The organism is Pseudomonas fluorescens (assembly GCF_902497875.1).
Lineage (GTDB): Bacteria > Pseudomonadota > Gammaproteobacteria > Pseudomonadales > Pseudomonadaceae > Aquipseudomonas > Aquipseudomonas fluorescens_BR.
Genome location: NZ_CABVHY010000004.1, coordinates 71,316 through 94,878, shown reverse-complemented (window position 1 = coordinate 94,878; position 23,563 = coordinate 71,316). Strand labels below are relative to the sequence as shown.

Below are 23,563 nucleotides of genomic sequence, written 5' to 3'. Positions count from 1 at the left end.
TACGCCTATTTATTACTCGTGCGCGTCGCGACCAGAGCTTGCACACGAGCAGACAGGGTATCCGCCGAATCCCCTACGTAACCGCCAGGACTACAAACTCATCACCGCCGATCCGCGCGACAACATTGCAGTTTGAGGGGCGTGCGCAACAATGGGTTGTCCTTGAGGTAGATCTGGCCCACTGCAAGGTAATTGGAAGCCCGCCAATAAGCGTCGATACCGTGCAACTGATCGGCACTCAGAAAATCACTCATGAAGTCCTCCTTCCAGTCTGGATCAGGGACGTCGGTTGCCGCTGGATGACACGTTGATTTTCGTGCTAAAGGGGGCGATTGTCGCTGATGTAATGAACATCGATCACGCCCCCGGCCTCGCATGGCTATTAATGGCTCGGTGGTTTGACTGCCAGGATGCTGCCCGGCACCGAATACAGGGCACGCTCCGTGGTGCTGCCCAAAAATCTGTCGATTCCAACGCGATGCACGGTGCCCATGACCACCACATCGGCCAGGTACTCCTCCACAAACTCACTGATTACGCTGACTGGCAGCCCCATGATGAAATGCCGGCGCTCGGGCGGTACACCATATTGATCGGCCAGCGTCACGAAAGCCGCGTGCAATGCCTCGCGCAACTCATCCATCAAATTGGAGCCCCATGAACCGCCGACAAGCGGTGCATCGCCATTGAAGGCAGGAGTCAGGTCATAGGCATACAGCAGGTGCAGCGGAGCATCACATTGCAGGGCCAGTGCGTTGGCAGTCTGGATGATTTTGTCGTTGAGGCCACAGATAAGCGTCTGCGGGTTGGAGGGGTCCACCGCCGCCACGACCCTGCGCGGCAGCCCGTGCCGGACTTGATTGACCAGATGGACAGGCACCGGGCACTCGCGCAACAGGTGGCAATCAAGCGGTGTAACGAATACCCGCTTGAGTACCGGTTCCAGCGTCACATCCTTGATCAGCATGTCGGGCTGAAACTCTTCAACATACTGCAGCATGTCCAATAGCGGTTGAGTGGTCCAGACCACCTCCGTGGTCACCTCCAGCCCTTGGCTGCGAAGCCGTCCGGCCTCGTCCAGCAACCATTCGCGATACCTTTGCAGGTAACGCTGGCTTGCCGCCTCGTCCGTTACTTCCTCCCATAAATGATTTCGCGGTGGTGGTTCGACAAAGGCACAAAGGTGCAAGGCCGCGCCGCAAACCCTGGCTAAAGCGGCAGCTCGCAGCATCGCCGGAGATTGATGCAAGGTTTGATCGATAATCAGCAATAAACGTTGGTATTGCCCCATCACACACCTCGATTCGAGTAGCGCCGTGAGCGAATGAAACAGGCGGATCGCGTTGAAACGACCAGCACGACATCGCCTCAAGACTGCGCCCAAACACCGGCCTTGCCTTGATTTACATCAAACTTATGGGGTTCTGGTGTGGCTTGCGCGACGTCTGATCCAGATCAAATTCTGGCTGCACCCAAGGTGTACAACATCATCAACCGCGTGGACTGTTGCCACGCGTGTTGCTCCCCTTTGGAGATTGCCATGCATACCTCATTGAAATGGATTCTCACCACCCTGCTCGTGAGCAGCCCACTCATGGTCTCGGCCGCCGATGAAAAAAACCCGGAGCAGACGCCGACCACGTCAGCTCAAACAAGCGAAGCTGCAACGCCTGTGCAGAGCAAAGCCATGGCTGAGCAAATGCAAAAAATGCAGACTGCACACGATAAGGTCGCAGCCGCCAAGACCCCTGCCGAGCGACAGGCCGCCATGCAGGAGAGCATTGAGACGATGAAAGACAGCATGACCCTGATGCATAAAAACTGTCATGGCATGGGCATGGGCATGTCCAGCAATAAAGACGGCATGGGGATGGGAATGATGGACATGATGATGAAAATGATGGATCAGCAGTCAAGCATGATGAAGATGCCGATGAGCGAGTGATACGAACAAGCCGGTTTGGTGCAACGGCGTTATCACCTTAGCCAATATGACGGGGGAAACCTGCGAGTGCTGATCCTCTGTCCGACGCGTTGCCAGAGATTATTCGCCCTGGAGTTACCAAATGGGCAGCCACATGCCGGTGAAACCACCATGATGTTCTATGGTTAAACAGACAGTCACCGACAGCAGACTTCTGTGCCGACCACACCTGCGGGGCAGCGGTTGCGCTTGTACGATACCGATGATCTCAATGGCGTAATGCAAACGATGGCGCGCCATGCGGCAACTTTGCTGCCGGCGTCTCAAGCAGCCCTGATCGGCATACAACGCCGCGGCGAGCCTTTGGCACGACTTTTACAGCAGCATCTCTCTCGGCAGACCGGCCAGCCTGAAATGCCGACCGCTGGAGCCGGTCAACGGCCGCGAGGTCGCCGTGCCTGCCAGAAGGCAGGGGCCATTCGCTTGCTCGCTGCAGCCACCCATGGTTTGTTCACCGGTGGCAGTGATCTGCTCGACAGCCCGCTGTTTGAACGGATCACCATCTGTGACAGCGTGCCGCCGTTTCGCCTGCCACCCGAACAGGTGACCCAGCGCTTGCACGTGCTCGACAGCACGGCCATGGTTGCCACGCTATTGGCTGAAAATGGAGCCTGGGTTTCAGAGGATCTGCTCCAGTTCCTCTGAAACCAGGCCCCATTTCCGCCTGGTCTGGGCGCTCATGAACAACCATAGGTCGGACGCCATCAGCAGTCTCCTGCGACATTGATTCAGATCAAACCAATGAACCCGCATTGCACCACGATTGGGTAACAGCCATTCGCTCGATGCGTCATGGTTGCCGGGTACGACCGCAGCACTTTGTGCCCATACGGGAGGTTACCGCTGAACCACGCAAGTCTCCCCAGCAATATCATGACTTGAAGGAACACAAGGAAAAGTATTCAACCTTCCAGTCCCGCCAGAAGGAATGCTGCCATGACCATGAACAGCGCCATCAACCTGAGCAATCAGCTCTTCTTTGAAGCAGATCAACTCAGCGCTCAAGCCTATGCGCTCTTGAGCGAGCAACCTGTTACGACTCAGACCCTGCAAAGGTTTTCCGAGATTAAAAAACAGGCTGATGAAAAATATCGGCAAGCCAGGCAGCAATGGCTGCGTACCAGGGACAAGACCCCTGAGCGTATGTCGATGGCCGACTGACCCTTGCCGCCAGCCCTCATTGGCACCATCAAGCACTGCAGCCGCCGGAATCAACTACCGTTGAACCAGACAGGCAGGCTTCAACGCCATGGTATGACCTGACCTGGACAGGCAGGCCACCGACGTATCAGAACCTCGCTCTGCTGACACCGCTGGACTCAGGGTCAATGCTTTTGGGCAGAGCAAGGAGTTTCCGATGGCCGACTCAAGCAAGAAAATGAGCCTCATGGGGCTCACCACACTGGTGACGGTCAACATGATGGGCTCGGGCATCATCATGCTGCCGACGAGCATGGCCCAACTCGGGGCTGTTTCGCTGCTGTCATGGATCGTCACTGCCATCGGTTCCATGGCTATCGCCTACTGTTTTTCCCAGTGCGGGATCTTCTGCCCGCGCTCGGGCGGGTTGTCCGCCTATACCGAAGAGGCGCACGCGAAGTCAGGCTTCTTCCTCTGCTCGTACCTGTACTTCCTCTCGCTGGCCATCGCCAATGTGGCCGTCGCCATCTCGGCAGTGGGTTACATGACGTCGTTCGTGCCATGGCTGGGCAGCGGCGCCACTCCGTTGTTCATCGGTACGGCTGGCCTGCTCTGGTTGACCACCGTCGCCAACTTTGGTGGCCCCAGCATCACCGGCAAGATGGGTGCGATTACAGTCTGGGGTGTGATCATCCCGGTGGCCGGTTTGAGCATCATCGGTTGGTTCTGGTTCAAGCCCGATGTGCTGGCTGCCGCCTGGAACCCGAACAACCTGCCAATCTCCGAAGCCATCAGCAAGGCTATTCCCCTGACCCTGTGGGCTTTTCTCGGCATGGAGTCGGCGGCGCAGGCCTCCGATGCGGTGGAAGATCCCAAGCGCACGGTGCCACTGGCCTGCCTGTTCGGGACCCTGGGGGCGGCGGCCGTATACGTGCTGTCGACCACCGTCATTCAGGGCATCATACCCAATGCAGAGCTGGCCAACTCTTCGGCCCCCTTCGCGCTCGTCTATGCGCACATTTTCAATCCCACAGTCGGCAACATCATCATGGCGCTGGCGGTCATGGCCTGTGTCGGTTCGCTGCTGGGCTGGCAGTTCACCCTGGCGCAAACGGCCAAGATGACTGCTGACCAGGGTATGTTCCCGAAACTGTTCAGCAAGGTCAGCGCACTGAATGCACCCATCGTCGGCATGCTCGTCTGCGGCGTGTTGCAGACCCTGATGGCGCTGTCGACCATTTCGCCCAATGCCAGCGCCCAGTTCAGCAAACTCGTCAGCCTGGCGGCAGTGACCAACCTGATCCCTTACGTGATGGCGCTCACCGGCCTGCTGGTCATGATGTACAAAGCCCGGGTCAATGCAGGTGTATTCACCCGCAACACGACGTTGTTACTGATTGCCGTGGCTTATTCTTTGTATGCCCTCTATGCGTGCGGCAAGGATGCCGTATTCGGCGGCACCCTTGTCCTTGCATTCGGTTACCTGCTCTATGGCTTCCTCGCCAAGCGCTTTGTCAATGAGTCTCCAACCGCTCAGCCCAGGGCCGGCAATCCTTAGGCGTTGTCTTCAGGACCGCACAGACATCTGAATACGGGGAACCAGGATATGAACGTACAACTGACCAAACCCGCAAGCCTGCTACTCGCCGGCCTGCTTGCGCTGATGCCGCTGATAGCCAATGCCAATACCCTTGAACGCGTGCGAGCCAGTAACACCCTTACCCTGGGCTACCTGCCGGACTTCGCACCCTTCAGCACCCAGGAGGGCGACAAGGCCAGCGGCTATGCCATCGACCTGTGCCTGAAAGTCGCCGATAAGGTCAAAGCCGAGTGGGGCCTGCCCACGTTGCAGCTGCACTATCAGCCGGTCAAGGTCGCCGATCAGATCAGCGCCGTCAGCTCAGGCAAGGTCGACATCCTCTGCTCGCCTACCCCGGCGACACTGGAACGACGCAAAACTGTCAGTTTCTCGATACCGATCTACACCGCCGGCCTCTCGGCGGTGGTGCGCAAGAACGCACCCGAGGCGCTGCTCAATGTACTCAATGGCAAGGTAGCGAATGAAGGCCCGACCTGGCGCGCGACCGTCAACCGTGGCCTGTCCAATCAGACCTACGCCGCCACAGCTGGCGCCGTCACCGAGCAGTGGATTCGTGAACAAATGCGCTTGCTCGGCGTTGTCGCCACGCTGGTCACTGTCGAGAACACCGCCGCAGGCCTCAAGCTGGTTGCCGAGGGCAAGGCCGATGCCTTTTTCTCCGAACGCATGCTACTCAAGAGTTACCTTGCCAAGGACTATGCCGATGCCAAGCTGATGCTGCTGGACCGTAACTACGAATATGCACCGGTCTCGATGGCGGTGGAGCGCGGCGATGAGGACTTCCGCTTGCTGGTCGATACCACGTTGAGTGATATGTACCACTCGGGTGAAATCGAGCAGGCCTACGACAAATACCTTGGAGGCGCCAGCGATACGGTCAAGAAGCTGTTCAAGGCCTATGCGCTACCTTAGTACCGCGCCCACCTCGCCGAGTACGCGACAAACACACCATCAGCACCCTCAAGCAGCACCTGGCCGCACTGGCTCAGAGGCACATCACTCAGGGCTTTCCCTTGCATCCGGCCCAAGAGAAACAGGCCGCCCCCCTCCTTCTCCTGCACCTCGAACAAGCGGTAGGTCTCCGTAGCTTGGACAAGCGTGGCCGACGTCGTCGAAAACGTAGCAGCAGCTTTGCAAAAAAGTCAGTTTTACGCTTTCAATATGGGGGATGTCGCGACCACCCTGCCCCCGCAGTTTCTTTTCAAGAAGGGTCAAGGATTTGTAGCTAATTCCTCATATGACTAGAAAGGTCCCAATGATCAGTGTCTCGATCTGAGCGACCTGCGCCATTACCTCGCCGATTTCTCTAGCCCGGTCGGACGTCCGTCGATTGATCCTGAACGTTGCGCTTTGTCCCAGGGCGACATAGAGACACCCAATGACATTTCAAGGGCATGCAGATGCGTTAGATACGGCAGCAATTGCGTGAGCGCCTCAGGAAACTCAACCTATTCCAGCCTTAGCCATCAACTTCCTTCGTGATGGATTTGCGAACAGCATCTAGTGCTTCTGCCAGTTCCGTTATCTCTCGCGCCCTCTTCTCTAGAGCCTCTGTAAGTTCGTTGACGTCGCGCTGCAAACTGCTGACCTGCTCCAGCAACACCTGTTTGCCGCCCTCGCCTTGCGCCACCAGCGTTTTGAGCGAGTTTATTTGACCGGCTTGGCGTTCCTTGGCTGCTTCCAGGTCCAAATACGTTTTCTGCTGCTGCCTGGCCTCCGTCAGGAGGCGTTCGTTGTCCCGGTTCAACTGAGTCAATTCATCTTGCTTGATGATTAGCGTCTGTTGCAGGTGACGCAGTTCCATCTGGACGTGTTGCAGCTGCCCCTCATGCCGGCGCTGTTCCTGCTCACGTTGTTCCTTGATCGCACTGCGATAGTGCTCCAGCGCATCTCGCGCATGCAGGTGCTTCTCTTCCAGCGAGTCAATCTGTTCGTCTTTTTCCTTCAGCCGCACTTCAAGGTCCAGATTGGACTGACTGAGTCGCGCATTGCGGGTCTGTTCGACCTGTAAGGTCGTACGGCAGGTCTGCAATTCGCTCGACTCCGTTTCCAACGCGCTACGCTGGATAGCGAACTGTTGCTGCAGCTGGCCAAGGGTGGTCTGACTGGTTTTCAGCTGCTCGTTCAATTCGACTTTATCGGCGTCCGCAGCGGCGAGCGCCTGCTCAATCTGCTCCTCACTCTCCTCTTTTAAGCGCTGCGCCAGGCGCACTACCAGCTCACCCAGTTCGTCACTGAGCCCCAGCTGGGGCGCTCCACGGCGTTTATCGACCTCGTCCAGTTCCTTCAAATAACGATGAATCGTGGTTTTTGAGCCGGTATTCCCAAGCGCTACGCGCACGGCATCGATGCTCGGATTCTCCCCACGAGCCAGCAGCGCTTCACGCGCTTTCTGCACAATTGCCTTGTTTACGCCGCCACGGGCCATTTTTTGCTCCTACGATTTCGTACTGTTTTACATACCATGTATTTACGTACTATTTTATAATGAAGTAAAGACCTCAAAAGCATCAATCATCTGGTAAAATAATTGAGCGTTATCGCATCATAGAGTTGGTTTACGTCTTTTCCGTCGCTGGAAAAGGTACGTTTGGCGTGGAAGGGTCGAGATGAACAAGGCGGATCGCTACCTGCAGGCGGGTACCCGGGAAAACACCCGGCGCAGCTACCGCGCGGCGGTGGAACACTTCGAAGTGACCTGGGGCGGGTTTCTCCCGGCGACCGGCGACAGCATCGTGCGTTACCTGGCCGAATACGCAGACAAGCACACCATCAGCACGCTGAAGCTGCGCTTGGCCGCCCTGGCCCAGTGGCATATCACTCAGGGATTCCCTGATCCCACCAAGACGCCCAACGTTCGGCAAATGATCAAGGGCATCCGCACCTTGCATCCGGCCCAGGAGAAGCAGGCAGCCCCTCTTCTTTTACTTCACCTCGAACAAGCCGTCGGCTGGCTCGAGCGCGAAGCGGCTCTTGCGGCCGAGCGTGGCGACTTCAGAAGTGTGATGAAGCATCGACGCGACATCGCCTTGGTACTGATCGGGTTCTGGAGAGGATTTCGCGGTGACGAGTTGGCACGCCTGCAGGTCGAGCACACCCAGGCACAAGCCGGTGCCGGCATCACCTTCTATCTGCCTCACACCAAAGGTGATCGACAACACCTGGGCGCGACGTTCCATACCCCTGCCCTCAGGAAGCTGTGTCCCGTGCAGGCTTACATCAACTGGATCACCGTGGCTGGCATTGCGCGTGGGCCAGTGTTCAGGAAGGTGGATCGCTGGGGCAATCTTGCCGACGGCGGCATCAACGCCAACAGCCTGATCCCGATGCTTCGCCGTATTTTCAAGCAGGCAGGTGTCCCGGCAGACCTGTACAGCAGCCACTCAATGCGTCGAGGGTTTGCAACCTGGGCCTCATCCAATGGCTGGGACATCAAATCTCTTATGAGTTACGTCGGTTGGAAAGACGTGAAGTCGGCCCTGCGGTATGTCGATGCTGGCGCGTCGTTCGCGGGACTCGCCGTTCGAGTCCCGACACCACAGGTAGAGAGCTTGTAGCCCGAACCCTCAGCCGCTTTTGCCTGCAGAACTGCTTGCGAGATTAGCTTTAGGCCCTGGGGATCACACAGCATGATGGGACAGTTATCGCTTCAATTAGATCGGTCATTTATGGCTGATATCCCTGAAATTGAAACTCCTCGCCACTCCCCCGCTTTTACGTCGGGTTGGCATTGCTCACGATAGCGTTTTTTCCGATCGGTGCGCCCGGATAAATCAACCTTGTTGCGCATGATCGGGTGAGGCCGCTTGCGTCGCTTCGGGACGTTGCTTGCCAACGCTTTTCAACGATTTTTTTACTTCGACTTCAAGGGTGGGATGTGTGCTCCACATGCTCACGAATGAGTCACCGTGGTAGCGCGCATGCGTGACGAGGCTGGCATGTAGACCCCAAACCGCGGCGTCCTATGTGAATCCCGTGAATGCTGTTGCGCCGCGGCTACAGCGGTGCGCTCAGCCAAACCCGCAATGATCGGGCAATCCGGGCGGTCATTGCCGTTGCAGTGATCGGCCAGGGGCTCAAGGGTTTGCGCCATCGCTTGCAGCTCGGCGATCTTCGCTTTCAATCCGGCGATATGGGAGAGCGCCATCGCCTTGACGTCGGCGCAGGCACGGTCAGGGGCGCCCCACAAAACCAGGAGTTCCGAGATCTGCTCGACAGAAAAGCCCAGGTCACGGGCGCGACGGATAAAGCGAAGGCTGTCGGCGTCCAGCGGACTGTAATTCCGGTAGCCGGCATCTGAACGGATCGCTTTGGGGATCAAGCCAATCTGCTCGTAGTAGCGAATCATCTTCGCCGAAACGCCAGAGAACTTGGCCACTTGACCGATATTCATCATTCTCTCCTCCTTGGTGGGCTCATCAGACGCACAGGGAGCGGCCCGGCATGCTGCTCGCACAAACGGGGCCTCACCCGGGATCAATGCTCGTTGTTATGCTGCCCCGCTCCCCTGCGTCTCGGTGCGGCTTTCGACACCCATGGGGGCTTGGAAGCGCTTGAGCCGCAGCGCGTTGCCGAGCACAAAGACACTGGAAAGCGCCATCGCGGCGGCGGCGAAGATTGGCGAAAGCAACGTGCCGTTCAGCGGGTAGAGCACGCCCGCAGCCACCGGGATCAGCAAGGCGTTGTAGGCAAAGGCCCAAAACAGGTTCTGCTTGATGTTGCGGATCGTCGCCTTGCTGAGCGCGATCGCATTCGGCACGCCACGCAGGTCGCCCGACATCAGCACCACGTCAGCGGCCTCGATCGCCACATCGGTTCCCGTGCCGATGGCGAGCCCAACATCCGCTTCGGCCAAGGCCGGCGCGTCGTTAATGCCATCACCCACGAAGGCGACCCGCGCACCATTGACCCGGAACTTCTTCAGCGCCGCGACCTTGCCGTCGGGCAAGACCTCGGCCGCGACTTCATCGATCCCCAGTTGCTTGGCAATCGCCGCCGCCGTAGCCGCATTGTCGCCGGTAATCATCGCGACCTTGAGTCCGAGTGCGTGCAACGCCCTGATCGCCTCAGGAGTCGACTCCTTGATCGGATCGGCGACCGCGATCACCGCCGCCAAGCGGCCGTCGATTGCGGCATAGAGCGGGCTCTTGCCCTGTTCGCCGAGACGCTGGGCGGTCGCCAGGAAACTCGTCACATCCAGGCCGAGTTGGGTCATGAACCGGTCCGCGCCGACGGCGACGGTCCGACCGGCGACCTTGGCCGACACGCCAAAGCCCGGTGTTGCGTCGAAGCTCTCTATGGGTGCAAGTGTGATGTTGCGCTGCTTTGCCGCCAGGACAATCGCTTCGGCAATCGGGTGCTCGGAGCGAGTTTCGACCGCCGCCACAAGCGCCAGAACTTCGTTGTATTCGAAGCCCTTGGCGGGAACCAGGTCGGTCAGCTCGGGGCGCCCTTTGGTCAGCGTACCGGTCTTGTCGAGTGCGATGACGCTCACATCCCGCAGCGCCTGCAAGGCTTCGCCCTTGCGAAACAGAACACCCAGCTCGGCTGCGCGGCCGGTACCGACCATGATCGATGTCGGCGTGGCCAACCCCATGGCGCACGGGCAGGCGATAATCAGTACCGCGACCGCGTTAACCAGCGCAAAGGTCAGCGCCGGGGTCGGACCGAAGATCAGCCAGATCAGGAAGGTCAGCGTGGCCGCTGCCATCACCGCCGGAACGAACCACATGGTCACCTTGTCCACCAGCGCCTGGATCGGCAGCTTGGAGCCTTGCGCTTCTTCGACCAGGCGGATGATCTGCGCGAGCACCGTATTGGCGCCGATCTTGGTGACGCGGAAGCTGAAAGCGCCGGTCTTGTTGATCGTGCCGCCGATGACCTCGCTGCCTACCCCCTTCGATACAGGCACCGGCTCGCCGCTGATCATGCTCTCGTCAACGTAAGAGGCGCCCTCGACGACCTCGCCATCGACCGCAATTTTCTCGCCCGGACGCACAAGCACGACGTCACCCGTCGTTACCTGATCGAGCGGTATCTCGATCGTTTCGCCGTTGCGCTGAACGCGCGCGGTCTTGGCCTGAAGCCCGACCAGCCGCTTGATCGCCTGGGAAGTTCGCCCTTTGGCGCGGGCCTCCAGCGTCCGTCCGAGCAGGATCAAGGTAACGATGACTGCGGCGGCTTCGAAATAGACGTTGGCCGTGCCCAGGGGCAGCACTCGGGGGATGAAGGTCGCGACCACCGAATAGCCGTAGGCCGCCGCCGTCCCGAGCGAGACCAGCGAGTTCATGTCAGGAGCACCACGCAGCAACGCCGGTATGCCCTTGTGGAAAAAGCGCAGCCCCGGACCGAACAGGACAAGGGTGGTGAACGCGAACTGCACATACCAGTTCGTCTGCTGACCCAGGACCTCCATCACCCAATGATGCATGGCGGGAATAAGGTGCGAGCCCATCTCGAGGATGAAGACGGGCAAGGTAAGAATCGCGGCAATGACCAACGAGCGCCGCAGCCCCCGGGCCTCGATCTCACGGCGCTCGGCGTCCTGATCACCCGCATCCGCCGTTTCGGCGGACAAGCGGCGGGCTTTGTAACCCGCTTGTTTGACCGCCGCTTCACGGTCGGCCGTGGAGACGGCCCCGGCCAGGTGTCGCACCCGCGCGCGCTCGGTTGCCAGGTTGACAGTGGCTTGCAGCACGCCCGGAACTTGCGCCAGCGCCTTCTCCACCCGGCCCACGCACGAGGCGCAGGTCATGTCCTCGATCGCCAGTTCAGTGGTCTCTTCCCGCACCGAGTAGCCCGCGCGCTCGATGGCATGGACAGCCGCCTGCGGATCGGCCAAGCCGGTGAAGGTGATGTCGGCCCGTTCGGTGGCCAGATTGACCGCAGCCATCTGCATGCCGGGGACCGCGTTGAGCGCACGCTCGACCCGACCGACGCATGATGCACAGGTCATGCCTTCAACCGGCAGGCTCAGGCGACTGCCTGAGGGCATGGATGGATGGGAGCCTGATGGACTGGAACCTGGTTGCACGGCGACGAAAGCCATTGAACTACCCCTTAAACGCCCTTGAATACTGCTGTTGAAGAAAGCCTGCGACTTCCCATAAGGGTAAGGTCAAGGCTTGAGGGGTCATTTTTTTGCGATAGGTAAGTTCCCAATGCCCTTGGCCCCACCGCAGTCTTGATCCACTTGCGTACACATCTCCCAACCCCCGCCCAGTGCCTTGTAGATGCTGACCACCGCAAGGCGCTGGTTGGTGCGAGCAACTGTCAGCGCACGTCGGCTTGCAAAGTCGGACCGTTCAGCTTCGAGTACGTCCAGGTAAACGCCCTCGCCTTCGGAAAACCGAACCCGGGCAAGACGCGCAGCCTCGCGATTTGCCGCGGACTCAAGCAAGCGCAGCCCTAGCGTACTGCCCGCAGCGCCATGGGCGTTGAAGGCATCGTCGGTTTCCTGCAATGCCCGCAGCACGGTCTGGTCGTAGACAAGCAACGCCTCCTGGGAGCGTGATTCGCTGGCGGCAATCTGCGCTCGCACGCGCCCGGTATCGAGTAGATTCCAGCGAATGACCGGGCCGATGAAGCTGGACTGCATTCCAGCATCACCCAGTGCATCCAGACTCCCTGCAACGAGCCCGATTGAACCTTGCACCTGGACCTCGGGGTACAGACCCGCCGTCTCTACGCCAATCTGCGCCGTCGCCGCCGCGAGATTGCGTTCGGCCGCCGCGATATCGGCGCGCCGTGAGAGGAGACCCACGGGATCGCCCACGGCAATGCTTCGAACGGCCAATACCTCACGCTCAGGCATGGCCGCAGGCAGTCTGAACGTCTGGGGCGTTTCACCCATAAGGATCGCCAGTGCGTTGCTGGAGGCCGCACGACGGCGCTCCAGGTCCGGCGCCGTCGCTTCGACATTGCGCAACAATGCCTCGGCGCGGAGTCGGTCGAACTCGGTGGCAGAATCGGCGCTCAGCAGACGCTCGACCATCCCCAGGCTTTCACGCTGGCTTTGGCTGATATCGGCGACCACCGCGAGTTCGGCGTCAAGACCGCGCAGCTCGAACCAGGTAGCGGCCACCTCACCCGCGACGCCCGCCTGCACATCGCGCAGCAGCGCTTCGCGGGAGCCCGCTTGCGCCCGCGCCGCCTCCACGGATCGCCGCACGCGGCCAAAGAGATCGATCTCCCAGGAAGCGTCGACCGCGCCACGATAAGTTTCGCTTTGGCGCGGCTGGCCTGGCGGCATCTCGACTTTACTGCCGCGACGGTTCTCATAGCTGAGCGCCGGACCACCACGCGGCACAAAGCCCTGGCGGCTCTCGCGCAGCATGGCCTTTGCCTCTTCAAGCCGCACGGCAGCGATGCCGATGTCATGATTGGCCGCCAGCGCCCGCTCGATCAAAGTGGTCAGTGCAGGTTCGTCGAGGGTACGCCACCACTGCACCTCGACGGCGCCCGAACCGAGACCCGCCGGTGGAGCGCCAAAGCTGCCAGGCAACCGTGAAGCAGGCAGCGAGGGCTGTGAGTAGTCAGGACCGACCGCCGCGCAGCCGGCCAGCAGGATGAATGCACTGAGGGGCAGTACAACGGTTTGATAAAGACGTCTCATGACGTGCTCTCCTCCATGTGAGGCTTGAATCTTGAACTGTGGCGCTCGAAGCGGGACGCCAGGCCGCGCATCAGCACATAGAAAACCGGCGTCAGGAATAACCCGAACAACGTCACGCCGAGCATGCCTGCGAACACCGCGATGCCCATGGCCTGGCGCATCTCAGCCCCGGCACCGCTGGCCAATACCAGCGGCACGACGCCGGCGACGAAGGCGAGCGAGGTCATCAGGATAGGCCGCAACCTCAGCCGACACGCCTCGATGACCGCCTCCAGCGCGCTGGCTCCCTCGGCTTCGCGACTGCGTGCAAATTCGACGATGAGGATGGCGTTCTTAGCGGCCAAACCGACCAGCACGATGAGCCCGATCTGGACGAAGACGTTGTTGTCGCCGCCCACCAGCCACACACCTATGATCGCGCTCAGTAGACACATCGGCACGATCAGCATCACCGCCAAGGGCAGCAGCCAGCTGTTGTACTGTGCGGCGAGAATCAGATAAGCGAGCAACACGCACAGCGGAAAAATGAACAGCGCCGAGTCTCCGGCAAGCTTTTGTTGATAGGTGAGGTCAGTCCATTCAAAGCTCATGCCTTCAGGCAAAACCTCGCTGGCCAAGCGCTCCATGAGCCCCACCGCCTGCCCTGAACTGACGCCCGCCATCGCACCGCCCGAAATATCGGCCGAGGGGTAGCCGTTGTAGTGCGTCACCCGGTCCGGGCCGGAACTTGGCGTGATACTGACAAACGAGGACAACGGCAGCATATCCCCGGCCGCGTTGCGCACTTGCAAGCGGCCAATGGCTTCGGCCTGCATGCGGTGGTCCGCATCGGCTTGGGCTGTCACCTTGTAGGTGCGGCCGAAGCGGTTGAAGTCGTTGACATAGAGCGAGCCCAGATAGACTTGCAGCGACTCGAACACATCCGCCAGATGGACGCCCTGGCTCTTGACCTGGGTACGATCGATGGCGACGTCAAACTGAGGTGCATTGACATCGACACTGGTCATAAGCCCGGCCACCTGTCCCGACTCGGTGGCTTTGGTCATCAGCATCCGGGTTTGCCGGACCAGGGCCTCAAGCCCCACACCGCTGCGATCCTCGACCTGCATCTTGAAGCCACCGGTAGCGCCCAGGCCGGGCACCGGTGGTGGTGGGAACACGCCGAGGAAACCGTCGGGGATGCTGGCGAATTTCCCTTGCAGGCGCCCGGCAATCGCGTTCGCCGCGAGAGCGGGCGTGGTGCGATCCTTGAACGGGTCGAGCATGACGAACATCACCGCGGCGTTCGGCACATTGACGAAGCCGTTGATCGAAAGGCCCGGGAACGCAACGACGCTTTCGACGCCAGGTTCAGCCAGCGCAATCTTCGACATCTGCCTGACGACTGCGTCGGTGCGATCCAGGGAAGCGCCGTTGGGTAGCTGGGCGATCCCCACCAGATAATACTTGTCCTGCATCGGCACGAAGCCAGGCGGCACGGCCTGGAACCCAAAGAAGGTCAGCCCCAGAAGCCCGCCGTAGACCAGAAGGGCCAGGCCACTGCGCCGCACCACTTTGCGCACCGTGTTGCCATAAGCCTGCGGTGCACGCTGGAACGGTCGGCCAAGCGCCTCAATCAATCGGTCGGCGCGGCCACGCAGGCTGCGTGGATCACGCACGATCGCAGCCGTGCGAGGTCGCAGCAAGAGTCCGGCAAGCGCCGGGCTGAGCGTGAGCGAGTTGACCGCCGAGAGAATGGTCGAGATGGCGATCGTGAGCGCGAACTGACGATAGAACTCACCCTGCAGGCCACTCAGGAAGGCGGTCGGGATAAACACGGCGGCGAGCACCGAGGTAATCGCGATGATGGGACCGGTGACCTCGTCCATGGCCCGCCTTGCGGCTTGCGTGGGCTCCTCGCCATTTTCGATGTGCCGTTCGACGTTCTCGACCACGACGATCGCGTCGTCCACCACTATGCCGATCGAAAGCACCAGGCCAAACAACGACAAGGTGTTGAGCGAGAAACCCATCAAATGCATGACGGCGAAGGTGCCGATCAGCGACACCGGCACGGCCATCAGGGGGATGAGCGAAGCGCGCCAGTTGCGCAGGAACACCACGACCACGATGACAACAAGAAGGATGGCCTCCAACAAAGTGATTGCCACCGACTCCAGCGAGGCACGGACAAACACTGTCGGGTCATAGGCGATGCGCGAGGTGAGCCCTGCCGGGAAGTTGCCTTCAAGCCGCTGCATGGTGTCACGCACTGCCTGCGCCACATCAAGCGCGTTGGCGCCCGGGCTCTGGATGATCTGCAACGCCACCGCCGGCTCACCGTCGAGCAGGCTGCGCAGTGCGTAGGCATCGGCGCCCATTTCGACGCGGGCCACATCGCGCAAACGCGTCACCTGGCCGCCACCGCCCGTGCGAATAATGATGTCGCCGAACTGTTCCTCGCTGGTCAACCTGCCGAGCGTGTTCACCGTCACCTGGAATGCGGCACTGGAATTGGGAGCCTGGCCGACGGAACCGGCCGCTACCTGCACGTTCTGCTCGCGCACTGCGGCAATCACGTCGCCAGCCGTCAGCCCGCGTGCGGCGATCAGGTCCGGATCAAGCCAGAGCCGCATACTGTATTCGCCAGCCCCCCAAATCAGGACATCGCTGATCCCCGGGATGCGGGACAACTCGTCGCGCACCTGAAGGTAGGCGTAATTCGAAATATAGAGAGGATCGTAGCGTTTGTCGGGCGACAGCAGGTGAACCACCATCAGGATGTCCGGCGAGGTCTTCTGCGTGACGACCCCCTGGCGCTGCACCTCTTCAGGCAAACGCGACAACACGCGCGAGACCCGGTTTTGCACCTGGACCTGTGCCATATCGGCATTCGTCCCCTGAGCGAAAGTGACGGTCAGGATCATTCGGCCATCGGTTGCCGATTGCGACGACATGTACAGCATGCCCTCGACCCCAGTGATTGCCTGCTCAAGTGGCGCCGCCACCGTTTCAGCGATCACCTTGGGATTGGCGCCCGGGTAGGAGGCGGTCACTTGCACGGTCGGCGGCGTCACCGCCGGATATTCGCTGAGCGGCAACTGAAAGAAGGCAACGATTCCGGCGATCATCATCAACACCGAGAGGACGATGGCAAAGATCGGGCGATCAATAAAGAAACGCGGAAAAGTCATTGCATGACTCCCACGGTTTGAGGCAACGCAGTCGGCGTACCGTCAATTGCGGCGGTCTGTGGCGTGACCTGCATGCCCGGGCGCACCAGCCCCTTGACGACGATGCGCTCGCCCGGCTGCAGACCTTGCTCGATCACGCGTAAACCGTCGACCATCGTGCCCAGTTCGACGGGCCGGTAGTGCGTCGTGTCGTCCTTGTCGACGACCAGCACATAGCGGCTGCCCTGATCGGTGCCAATCGATTGATCGGAGACCAGCACCCTGGCTTGCGGCGCCCCGGTATCCAGTTTGACCTTGGCAAAAAGCCCGGGGGTCAACTGCCCATCGGGGTTGTCGACAACAGCGCGGATACGCACCGTTCCCGTCCCCCGATCGGCGGTGTTGGACAGGAAGTCGAGACGGGCAAGCCGCGAATACGTCTTGTCGGTGAGCAGCGCCACCATGACCTTTGCCGCCTGTGCCCCATGGGGGGTCGCCTTGGCTCGGCCCGCGGCGAGCGAACGCAAATACGTGCGCTCGTCGACATCGAAATAAACATGGAGCGGATCGATCGAGACGATCGTCGTAAGTGGTGTCACACCACTGGCGACGTAATTGCCCTCGGTGACGAGGGTTTGGCCGACACGCCCACTGATCGGCGCCGTGACGTGCGTGAAACTCAGGTCCAATTGCGCAGCATCCAGCCCTGCCTTGGCGGCGTCGACCTGCGCCTTGCCCGCATTCAGCGAGGCGGTTGCGGTGTCGAGGCGATCACGAGCGACGACCTTTTTGGCGAACAGCTGTTCGGCTCGCGCATATTCCGCCTGGGCGAGCATCGATGCTGCTTGCGCCTCGCGCAGGCGCGCCGTCGCGGCGTTCTGCGCGGCCTGGAACACCCGTGGATCGATGAGAAAGAGCCGCTCGCCCTTCTCAACGAAGCGTCCCTCGGGCACGCTCACATTCTGAATGTAGCCGGCGACCCGGGGGCGCAATTCCACCCGTTTGACCGCGGTCAGCGAACCGGTGAACTCGACAAAGGGGGTCACCGGGCGAACGATCACCTCGGCCACCGGAACCCTGGGTGGCTGCGCAGGTGCGGCAATGGGCGTGGCCTCCTCACATCCGGCGAGAGTGAGCGCGACGCTTATCGCCGCAGTTATCAGGGGTACACGTTTTACGTTCATCATTTGGCCTTTCGCAACTGGAGTCGACGTGCTTTTGCTGGGACAAAGCAGCTTTCGTCGCAGTTATCCGACTTGCCACGCTTGGAAGGTCAAGGGATTTTTGAAGTAAAAAGCGCATAAAACCCTCCCCTCCGCGTTGGCAGACGAGGTGAACAAAAGGTGGGGGGCAAGCGGATACGCGCCGTCGAATGAGGGCGCGTATGCCTTCAGCCTACCGCCCGTTAACGGGCGGTACGCGTCAGTAAGGTTAGAAGATACTGCGGTAGAGGGCTTCTACATCCTGCTCGGTCATGTCCTTGGGGTTGCTGTCGATCAGGCGACGCAGGTTCACCACCACCGCGTTGGCCATCTCGGCGAGGGCGGGTTCGTCCACCTCGAGTTTCGACAGGCGGGTTTCCAGGCCGCTGTCGGCCACCAGCGCTTCAATGGCCTGGACAAAGGCTTCGGCGGCCTCGGCCTGGTGCTCGAAATGACGGTCCGGCAACAGGTACGCCGCCAGCTCCGCGTATTGGCTTTGCGCCGCGCTCAGGTTGAAGCGCAGCACCGGTGCCATCACCAGGGCGTTGGCGTGACCGTGGGGAATGTGAAAGCGCGCCCCCAGCGGATAGGCCAGCCCATGGATCGCCGCCACCGAGGCGTTGACGAAGGCCATGCCCGCCATCAGCGAGCCTTGCAGCATCGCCGTACGCGCCGCTACGTCCTGACCGTTGGCCAATACTTTGCGCAGGTTGGCGCCCAGCAACCCCAGGGCGGCGGTGGCCAGGCCATCGGCAATCGGGTTCTTGCGGGTGCGACTGGTGTAGGCCTCGATGGCATGAACCATGGCGTCCAGACCGGTGGCAGCGGTGACCTTGGCCGGCAGACCGAGTGTCAGTTGCGGGTCCAGCACCGCCACGTCCGCCATCAGTTGCGGCGAATACACCGCTTGCTTGCGCTGTTGCTCGTCAGTGATCACCGAGACCCAGGTCACTTCCGAGCCGGTGCCTGCCGTGGTCGGCACCAACACCAGCGGCACCCGCTGCCCCCGGGCTTTGTCGGTGCCATACAGCTCTTCCAGGGACTGTTCGCTGTTTATCAGCAAAGCCACCAGTTTGGCGGCGTCCAGGGAACTGCCGCCACCGAGGCCCAGCACGCCATCGGCCTTGAATTGACGGGCCTGCTCGGCGGCCTCCTTGACCACGGCGGACGACGGATCGGGAACCACTTGATCGAATACGGTGACCGCGCAGCCCGCCGCTTCCAGCGCCGCCTGGGCCTTGCCTGCAAAGCCGAGGCTGACGATGCCCGGATCGCACACCAGCATCACCCGTTGTGCACCGAGGCTCTTGAGTTCCGTGCCCACGCTGTGCAACGCACCCGCTTCGCAGACAATGCGCGGCACGCTTCTGAATTCATAATTCATCGGTCAATCCTCTCTGTTTACAGCACCGAGGCATAAATGGCGCGGGCATCGTCGCGGGTTACCAGGCGCGGGTTATTGATGAGCAGGCGCTCGACCTTCATCGCGTCATCAGTCAGGCGATCCAGGTCGTCGGCAGTCACGCCCACGTCCCGCAGCCGCTGGGCAAATGGCATGCGTTCCACCAACCGGGTCATGAACTCAATGAAGGCATCGCAGGCCAGTGCCTCGCTGGCAAAGCGCTGCCCCGGCAGCACCGCCGCCGCCAGTTGCGCGTACAGCGCCGAGGCTGCGGGACGATTGAAGTTCAGCACCGGCACCAGCACCAGGGCGTTGCTCAAACCGTGGGGTACATGGAAGTGGCCGCCCAACGGATACGCCAGCGCATGCACCGCCGCCACCGGCGAGTTGGCAAAGGCCATGCCCGCGAGCATCGAGCCCAGGAGCATGTCGGAACGGGCCTGCAAATCACCAGGCGTAGCCAGGACCCGATCCAGATTGCCCGCCAGCAGGCGCAACGCCTGCACAGCCAGGCCATCGGACAGCACATTCTTCTTGTGCACGCTGGTGTACGCCTCGATGGCATGGACCATGGCATCGACACCGGTCATGGCGCTGACGGCGGCAGGCAAGCCAACGGTCAGGCGGGCATCCAGCAGCGCGATATCCGGATACAACAAGGGGCTGACCACGCCCTTCTTCTCATGACTGGGGGTGGTGACAATCGCCACCGCCGTCACTTCCGAGCCCGTACCCGCCGTGGTCGGCACCTGGATCAATGGCAAGCGCGGGCCTTGGGCCAGGTTGATACCGTAGATCGACTCCAGCGCCTGTTCGCGGCCACAGAGCAAGGCCACCAACTTCGCGGTGTCCAGGGAGCTGCCGCCACCCAGGCCGATCACTGCTTGGGCGCGGCAGTTACGCGCGGCATCCACTGCGTCCTGCACCGATTCCGACGGCGGATCGGCCTGCACATCGCTGTACAGCGTCGCATCGACTCCGGCTTCGCGCAGGGCGCGCAAGGGTGCATCCAGCAAACCGGCGCGCAACAGCCCCGGATCGCTGACCAGCAATACCCGCTCGGCCTTCAGCTCGCGGCACAAGGTACCCAGGCGTAATGCGCCATCGATCTCGCAAATCACCCGAGGCGTGGTTTCAAAGTTAAACGTCGACATTTACCTGCCCTACCCTGCTGTCACGCTGCCGCGCTCGATGCGAAACAACGCATCGACCAGGTCGGCAGAATGTGTGTCATCGGATTCGGAGATCAGCACGCACAGGCCTTCCTGGCCCAGCTTGGCGATCACCTCGCTCAAACGCCGGGACAACACCGGCGCCACACCCTCGAAAGGTTCGTCCAGAATCAGCAACTGGTTGCCCGGCATCAGCGCCCGGGCCAAAGCCACCAGCTTCTGCTGGCCACCGGACAACTGCATGGCCTTGCGGTCACGGAACTGGGCGATTTCCGGAATCAGGCTGTAGACCCATTCCAGGCGCTGCTTGCTGTCGGCCAGTTTATTGGCCCACACCGGCAGCATGATGTTCTCTTCCACGGTCAGCGCCGGGATCAGGCGCCGGTCTTCCGGCAAGTAGCTGATACCCGCCGCCGCACGAGTAAAGGCCGGTTGCACGCAGAGGTCCTGGCCGTCGAAAAACATTTCGCCGTTGTCAGTGGGCAACAACCCCATGATGGCGCGGATCAAGGTGGTCTTGCCGGCGCCGTTGTGGCCGATCAAGCCGACCATTTGCCCGGGGCCTACGTACAGCGACACGTCATTGAGGATCGGTATGCCTTCAATCGACACATTGAGATTGCGAATTTCCAGGCTCATTTCACGGCCCTCCTTTGCGCCTTGTCGTGGGCCTTGTCGTGGGCTTTGGCGCCGCCGGTGACGAACTCCTGCACCCGAGCATTGGCCAACACCTCTTGCGGGGCGCCGTCGGCGAGGACTTCACCGCTGTAGAACGCCAGGATGCGCGACACATAGCGGCGTACCACGTCCATGTCATGTTCGACGAACAGCACAGTCACTTGATGTTCGGCGACTACCCGCATCACGGTGTCCATCAGCGCGGTTTTCTCTTCGGCGCTGACACCGCTGGTGGGTTCGTCGAGCAGCAACATCTGCGGGTCACCGATCAACGCCATGGCGATGTCGATGAGTTTGCGCACCCCTTGCGGCACCGCCGTGACCAGGGTGTCGCGCCATTGCGGTATGCCGAACTCGGCGAGAATGGCGTCGGCGCGGGCGATCCGTGCGGCGCTGCGCATGGGCGCCAGCAGCGCTGGGAACGGACTTTCTGCCGCCGCCACCGCGATCAGCAGGTTGTCCAGCACGCTCAATTGCGGGAACAGTTGGGCGACCTGGAACGAACGGGCCATGCCCGAGCGGGTAATCGCCCGTGGCGTGCGGCCAATGATCGACTGGTTATTGAAGAGGATCTCGCCCCGGCTCGGCTTCAAGTAACCCGTGACCATATTGATGAAGGTGGTCTTGCCGGCGCCGTTGGAGCCGATTACACCGACCACTTCCCCTTTGTTGATCCGTACATTGACGTCCTTGGCCGCCGTGACGGCGCCGAACTCTTTGCACAGGCCCTGGGTTTCGAGAATGCAGGTCATGCCTTGGCCCTCCTGGCGTTACCGGTAAACAGGCTCCACAAGCCCTTGGGCAGGAACACGATGATCGCCAACAAAGTGAAGCCCAGTATCATCTGCCAACTATGGGGCACCAGTTCGATGGCGTAAGTGCGCACCACGGCAAACACGATGGCGGCGATAAAGGGTGCGGCCACGTGGGCGGTGCCGCCGAGCAAGGCGATGAACACGAACTCGCCGGAGGTGATCCAGTAGGCCATTTCCGGGTCGATATGCCCGGCGGACAGCGCCATGAAACCACCACCCAATGCCGATACCGCCGCGGCGGCGACGTAGTTCATGTACAGCACCCAGCGCGGGGACTGGCCGAGGTACTCCACCCGCACTTCGTTTTCGCGGATGGCTTCGCACATCATCCCGGCGCTGCTGCGGCTGTAGCGATGCAGCAACACCGCCAGTACCGCCGAGCAGGCAATGATGATCATGAACAGCGCCAGCGGTCCTTGCCCGGCGGCCGGCGACCAGCCAAACAGGGTCCAGGCCTTGACGTTGAAGCCGTCGGTGCTGCCCAGGGCCGAGCTTTTCACCAGCACGCCGTAGAGGATCATCGAGAACGCCAACGACAGCATGGCGAAGAAAATCTCCCGATAACGGGTCATCAGCAGGCCGAGAATCATTGCCAGCAGCACCGCAGCGCCAACGCCGATCACCAGCAGCAGGGCCAGGTCGCTGATGTTGAGGAAGTGCCCGCTCATGCCCACGGCGTAGCCACCGACGCAGAAGAACAGGCCCTGGCCAAAGGTCACCAGGCCGGCGCGCATCTGCATCACCACGCCTTGCACCACCATGGCCTTGGCCAGCGCCATGGTCAGCAGGAACACCAGCCATTGCGGGGCAATCCAGCCACCGGCGGCCAGTAACGCTGCAACCGCCAGTAGAATCAGTTCGGTTTTATCCAGGCGCATCAGATTTTCCTCGCAAGCACGCGGCCGAACAGGCCTTGCGGACGTACCGCCAGAACCAGCGCCATGACGCCGTAAATCACAAAGAGTTCGAATTCCGGCGCGTAGTGCACCGCCGCCGCACGGCTCAGGCCTACCAGCAAGGCACCTACCGCCGCGCCTTCGATACTGCCCATGCCACCGATGACCACCACGGCGAAGGCCAGGACGATAATTTCCACGCCCATGCCCGGCACCACGGAAATCGCCGGAGCGGTCAAGGCACCGGCCAAGGTGCCGAGCATGGTGCCCAGCACAAAGACCAGGGTGAACATGCGCTTGACGTTGACGCCCATGGCCATGGCCACTTCGCGGTCGTGGATCACAGCCCGCAGGACCTTGCCCTGGTTGGTGCGTTCCAGCCACAGGTACAAGCCCAGCCCGAGCACCAGCGACACACCCACCAGCATCAGGTCGTAATTGGACACCTTCAATCCGGCCAGGGCGCTGCGGCCCATTTCGGCATAGGGTTGATAGGCGAAATAGGGGTTCACGCCCCAGATCATTTTCATGGTGTCTTCCAACACCAGCAGCAGCGCGTAGGTGATGATCACCATCAGCACTTCGTCGCGGCCGTACATGAACTTGAGCAGGCCGCGCTCGATAATCAGGCCGACGATCAGCCCAGCCACCAGGGCACAGCCAAGCATCAGCAGGTAACCGGCCCAGACCGGGCCGATGCCGTTGTTGAAATACCAGCCCACCAGCGAGGCGGCGGTGTAGGCGCCAATGGCATAGAAGCTGCCGTGGGCCATGTTCAGGATCCGCATGACCCCGTAGATCACCGTCAGCCCGGCCGCGACCAGAAACAGCCACGAGGCATAGATGGTGCCGTCAATCAGCACCGCGAAAAGACTCATCATAGAGGTCCTACCTTGGCAAAAAGGTGG

19 protein-coding genes and 1 pseudogene are annotated in these 23,563 nt (G+C 61.0%); 6 read left to right on the top strand and 14 right to left on the bottom strand.

Translation table 11 applies throughout. The features are described from left to right. Positions 1 to 128: 128 nt before the first annotated feature. Positions 129 to 254 (bottom strand): annotated as a pseudogene (locus F8N85_RS04885) (hypothetical protein); the annotation flags it as partial. 128 nt (positions 255 to 382) lie between these two features. Beyond that, positions 383 to 1,291: a universal stress protein gene (locus F8N85_RS04880; RefSeq protein WP_150802712.1), complete on the bottom strand. Its 909-nt coding sequence runs from the start codon at positions 1,289 to 1,291 to the stop codon at positions 383 to 385. A gap of 249 nt (positions 1,292 to 1,540) precedes the next feature. Between F8N85_RS04880 and F8N85_RS04875 the strand changes: the two genes are divergently transcribed. The 5 genes from F8N85_RS04875 (at position 1,541) to F8N85_RS04850 (ending at position 5,636) form a co-directional block, all read left to right on the top strand. Beyond that, the gene (locus F8N85_RS04875) at positions 1,541 to 1,945 is read left to right on the top strand and encodes a hypothetical protein (protein WP_150802546.1); all 405 of its coding nucleotides are present in this window, start codon (positions 1,541 to 1,543) and stop codon (positions 1,943 to 1,945) included. Positions 1,946 to 2,140: 195 nt separating this feature from the next. After that, the gene (locus F8N85_RS34810) at positions 2,141 to 2,629 is read left to right on the top strand and encodes a hypothetical protein (protein ID WP_224795632.1); all 489 of its coding nucleotides are present in this window, start codon (positions 2,141 to 2,143) and stop codon (positions 2,627 to 2,629) included. Between the two features lie 291 nt (positions 2,630 to 2,920). Continuing rightward, the gene (locus F8N85_RS04860) at positions 2,921 to 3,145 is read left to right on the top strand and encodes a hypothetical protein (RefSeq protein WP_150802545.1); all 225 of its coding nucleotides are present in this window, start codon (positions 2,921 to 2,923) and stop codon (positions 3,143 to 3,145) included. Between the two features lie 196 nt (positions 3,146 to 3,341). Further along, positions 3,342 to 4,682: a putrescine-ornithine antiporter gene (gene potE / locus F8N85_RS04855; protein ID WP_150802544.1), complete on the top strand. Its 1,341-nt coding sequence runs from the start codon at positions 3,342 to 3,344 to the stop codon at positions 4,680 to 4,682. Positions 4,683 to 4,730: 48 nt separating this feature from the next. Further along, a complete protein-coding gene (locus F8N85_RS04850) occupies positions 4,731 to 5,636 on the top strand; it encodes an amino acid ABC transporter substrate-binding protein (protein ID WP_150802543.1) in 906 nt (301 codons plus the stop codon). Between the two features lie 547 nt (positions 5,637 to 6,183). Here F8N85_RS04850 and F8N85_RS04845 read toward each other — a convergent pair. Further along, positions 6,184 to 7,152: a DNA-binding protein gene (locus F8N85_RS04845; protein ID WP_150802542.1), complete on the bottom strand. Its 969-nt coding sequence runs from the start codon at positions 7,150 to 7,152 to the stop codon at positions 6,184 to 6,186. 181 nt (positions 7,153 to 7,333) lie between these two features. On the opposite strand from F8N85_RS04845, the gene F8N85_RS04840 reads away from it, so the two are divergent. Continuing rightward, positions 7,334 to 8,281, top strand: coding sequence for a site-specific integrase (locus tag F8N85_RS04840; protein WP_150802541.1), 948 nt, complete (start codon positions 7,334 to 7,336; stop codon positions 8,279 to 8,281). A 335-nt stretch (positions 8,282 to 8,616) separates the two neighbouring features. Here F8N85_RS04840 and cueR read toward each other — a convergent pair whose 3' ends face one another. The 11 genes from cueR to F8N85_RS04785 all read right to left on the bottom strand — a co-directional run bounded on the left by cueR (position 8,617) and on the right by F8N85_RS04785 (position 23,536). Continuing rightward, entirely contained in the window at positions 8,617 to 9,117 is a 501-nt protein-coding gene (cueR, locus tag F8N85_RS04835) for a Cu(I)-responsive transcriptional regulator (RefSeq protein ID WP_150802711.1), read from the bottom strand. A 96-nt stretch (positions 9,118 to 9,213) separates the two neighbouring features. Next, entirely contained in the window at positions 9,214 to 11,772 is a 2,559-nt protein-coding gene (locus F8N85_RS04830) for a heavy metal translocating P-type ATPase (RefSeq protein ID WP_150802540.1), read from the bottom strand. Positions 11,773 to 11,856: 84 nt separating this feature from the next. Beyond that, on the bottom strand, positions 11,857 to 13,338 hold the full coding sequence (locus F8N85_RS04825) for an efflux transporter outer membrane subunit (RefSeq protein WP_150802539.1): 1,482 nt from the start codon (positions 13,336 to 13,338) through the stop codon (positions 11,857 to 11,859). Further along, on the bottom strand, positions 13,335 to 16,511 hold the full coding sequence (locus F8N85_RS04820) for an efflux RND transporter permease subunit (RefSeq protein WP_150802538.1): 3,177 nt from the start codon (positions 16,509 to 16,511) through the stop codon (positions 13,335 to 13,337). Before F8N85_RS04820 ends, F8N85_RS04825 begins: the two co-directional genes overlap by 4 nt. Then, a complete protein-coding gene (locus F8N85_RS04815; protein WP_150802710.1) occupies positions 16,508 to 17,674 on the bottom strand; it encodes an efflux RND transporter periplasmic adaptor subunit in 1,167 nt (388 codons plus the stop codon). Before F8N85_RS04815 ends, F8N85_RS04820 begins: the two co-directional genes overlap by 4 nt. Positions 17,675 to 17,921: 247 nt before the next feature. Next, positions 17,922 to 19,076, bottom strand: a complete 1,155-nt coding sequence (locus F8N85_RS04810) for an iron-containing alcohol dehydrogenase (RefSeq protein WP_150802537.1) — start codon at positions 19,074 to 19,076, stop codon at positions 17,922 to 17,924. 17 nt (positions 19,077 to 19,093) lie between these two features. Further along, positions 19,094 to 20,248, bottom strand: a complete 1,155-nt coding sequence (locus F8N85_RS04805) for an iron-containing alcohol dehydrogenase (RefSeq protein ID WP_150802536.1) — start codon at positions 20,246 to 20,248, stop codon at positions 19,094 to 19,096. A 9-nt stretch (positions 20,249 to 20,257) separates the two neighbouring features. Further along, entirely contained in the window at positions 20,258 to 20,905 is a 648-nt protein-coding gene (locus tag F8N85_RS04800; protein ID WP_150802535.1) for an ATP-binding cassette domain-containing protein, read from the bottom strand. Further along, entirely contained in the window at positions 20,902 to 21,696 is a 795-nt protein-coding gene (locus F8N85_RS04795) for an ABC transporter ATP-binding protein (RefSeq protein ID WP_150802534.1), read from the bottom strand. Before F8N85_RS04795 ends, F8N85_RS04800 begins: the two co-directional genes overlap by 4 nt. After that, complete coding sequence (locus F8N85_RS04790; protein WP_150802533.1) at positions 21,693 to 22,637, bottom strand: branched-chain amino acid ABC transporter permease; 945 nt, start codon at positions 22,635 to 22,637, stop codon at positions 21,693 to 21,695. The genes F8N85_RS04795 and F8N85_RS04790 overlap by 4 nt, the downstream gene beginning before the upstream one ends. Then, positions 22,637 to 23,536: a branched-chain amino acid ABC transporter permease gene (locus F8N85_RS04785; RefSeq protein WP_057005333.1), complete on the bottom strand. Its 900-nt coding sequence runs from the start codon at positions 23,534 to 23,536 to the stop codon at positions 22,637 to 22,639. Before F8N85_RS04785 ends, F8N85_RS04790 begins: the two co-directional genes overlap by 1 nt. Positions 23,537 to 23,563: the final 27 nt, after the last annotated feature.

Coding starts and splice junctions, on each gene's coding strand:
- F8N85_RS04880 (WP_150802712.1), bottom strand. CDS start 1,291: ATGGGGCAATACCAACGTTTATTGCTGATTATCGATCAAACCTTGCAT.
- F8N85_RS04875 (WP_150802546.1), top strand. CDS start 1,541: ATGCATACCTCATTGAAATGGATTCTCACCACCCTGCTCGTGAGCAGC.
- F8N85_RS04860 (WP_150802545.1), top strand. CDS start 2,921: ATGACCATGAACAGCGCCATCAACCTGAGCAATCAGCTCTTCTTTGAA.
- potE (WP_150802544.1), top strand. CDS start 3,342: ATGGCCGACTCAAGCAAGAAAATGAGCCTCATGGGGCTCACCACACTG.
- F8N85_RS04850 (WP_150802543.1), top strand. CDS start 4,731: ATGAACGTACAACTGACCAAACCCGCAAGCCTGCTACTCGCCGGCCTG.
- F8N85_RS04845 (WP_150802542.1), bottom strand. CDS start 7,152: ATGGCCCGTGGCGGCGTAAACAAGGCAATTGTGCAGAAAGCGCGTGAA.
- F8N85_RS04840 (WP_150802541.1), top strand. CDS start 7,334: ATGAACAAGGCGGATCGCTACCTGCAGGCGGGTACCCGGGAAAACACC.
- cueR (WP_150802711.1), bottom strand. CDS start 9,117: ATGAATATCGGTCAAGTGGCCAAGTTCTCTGGCGTTTCGGCGAAGATG.
- F8N85_RS04830 (WP_150802540.1), bottom strand. CDS start 11,772: ATGGCTTTCGTCGCCGTGCAACCAGGTTCCAGTCCATCAGGCTCCCAT.
- F8N85_RS04825 (WP_150802539.1), bottom strand. CDS start 13,338: ATGAGACGTCTTTATCAAACCGTTGTACTGCCCCTCAGTGCATTCATC.
- F8N85_RS04820 (WP_150802538.1), bottom strand. CDS start 16,511: ATGACTTTTCCGCGTTTCTTTATTGATCGCCCGATCTTTGCCATCGTC.
- F8N85_RS04815 (WP_150802710.1), bottom strand. CDS start 17,674: ATGAACGTAAAACGTGTACCCCTGATAACTGCGGCGATAAGCGTCGCG.
- F8N85_RS04810 (WP_150802537.1), bottom strand. CDS start 19,076: ATGAATTATGAATTCAGAAGCGTGCCGCGCATTGTCTGCGAAGCGGGT.
- F8N85_RS04805 (WP_150802536.1), bottom strand. CDS start 20,248: ATGTCGACGTTTAACTTTGAAACCACGCCTCGGGTGATTTGCGAGATC.
- F8N85_RS04800 (WP_150802535.1), bottom strand. CDS start 20,905: ATGAGCCTGGAAATTCGCAATCTCAATGTGTCGATTGAAGGCATACCG.
- F8N85_RS04795 (WP_150802534.1), bottom strand. CDS start 21,696: ATGACCTGCATTCTCGAAACCCAGGGCCTGTGCAAAGAGTTCGGCGCC.
- F8N85_RS04790 (WP_150802533.1), bottom strand. CDS start 22,637: ATGCGCCTGGATAAAACCGAACTGATTCTACTGGCGGTTGCAGCGTTA.
- F8N85_RS04785 (WP_057005333.1), bottom strand. CDS start 23,536: ATGATGAGTCTTTTCGCGGTGCTGATTGACGGCACCATCTATGCCTCG.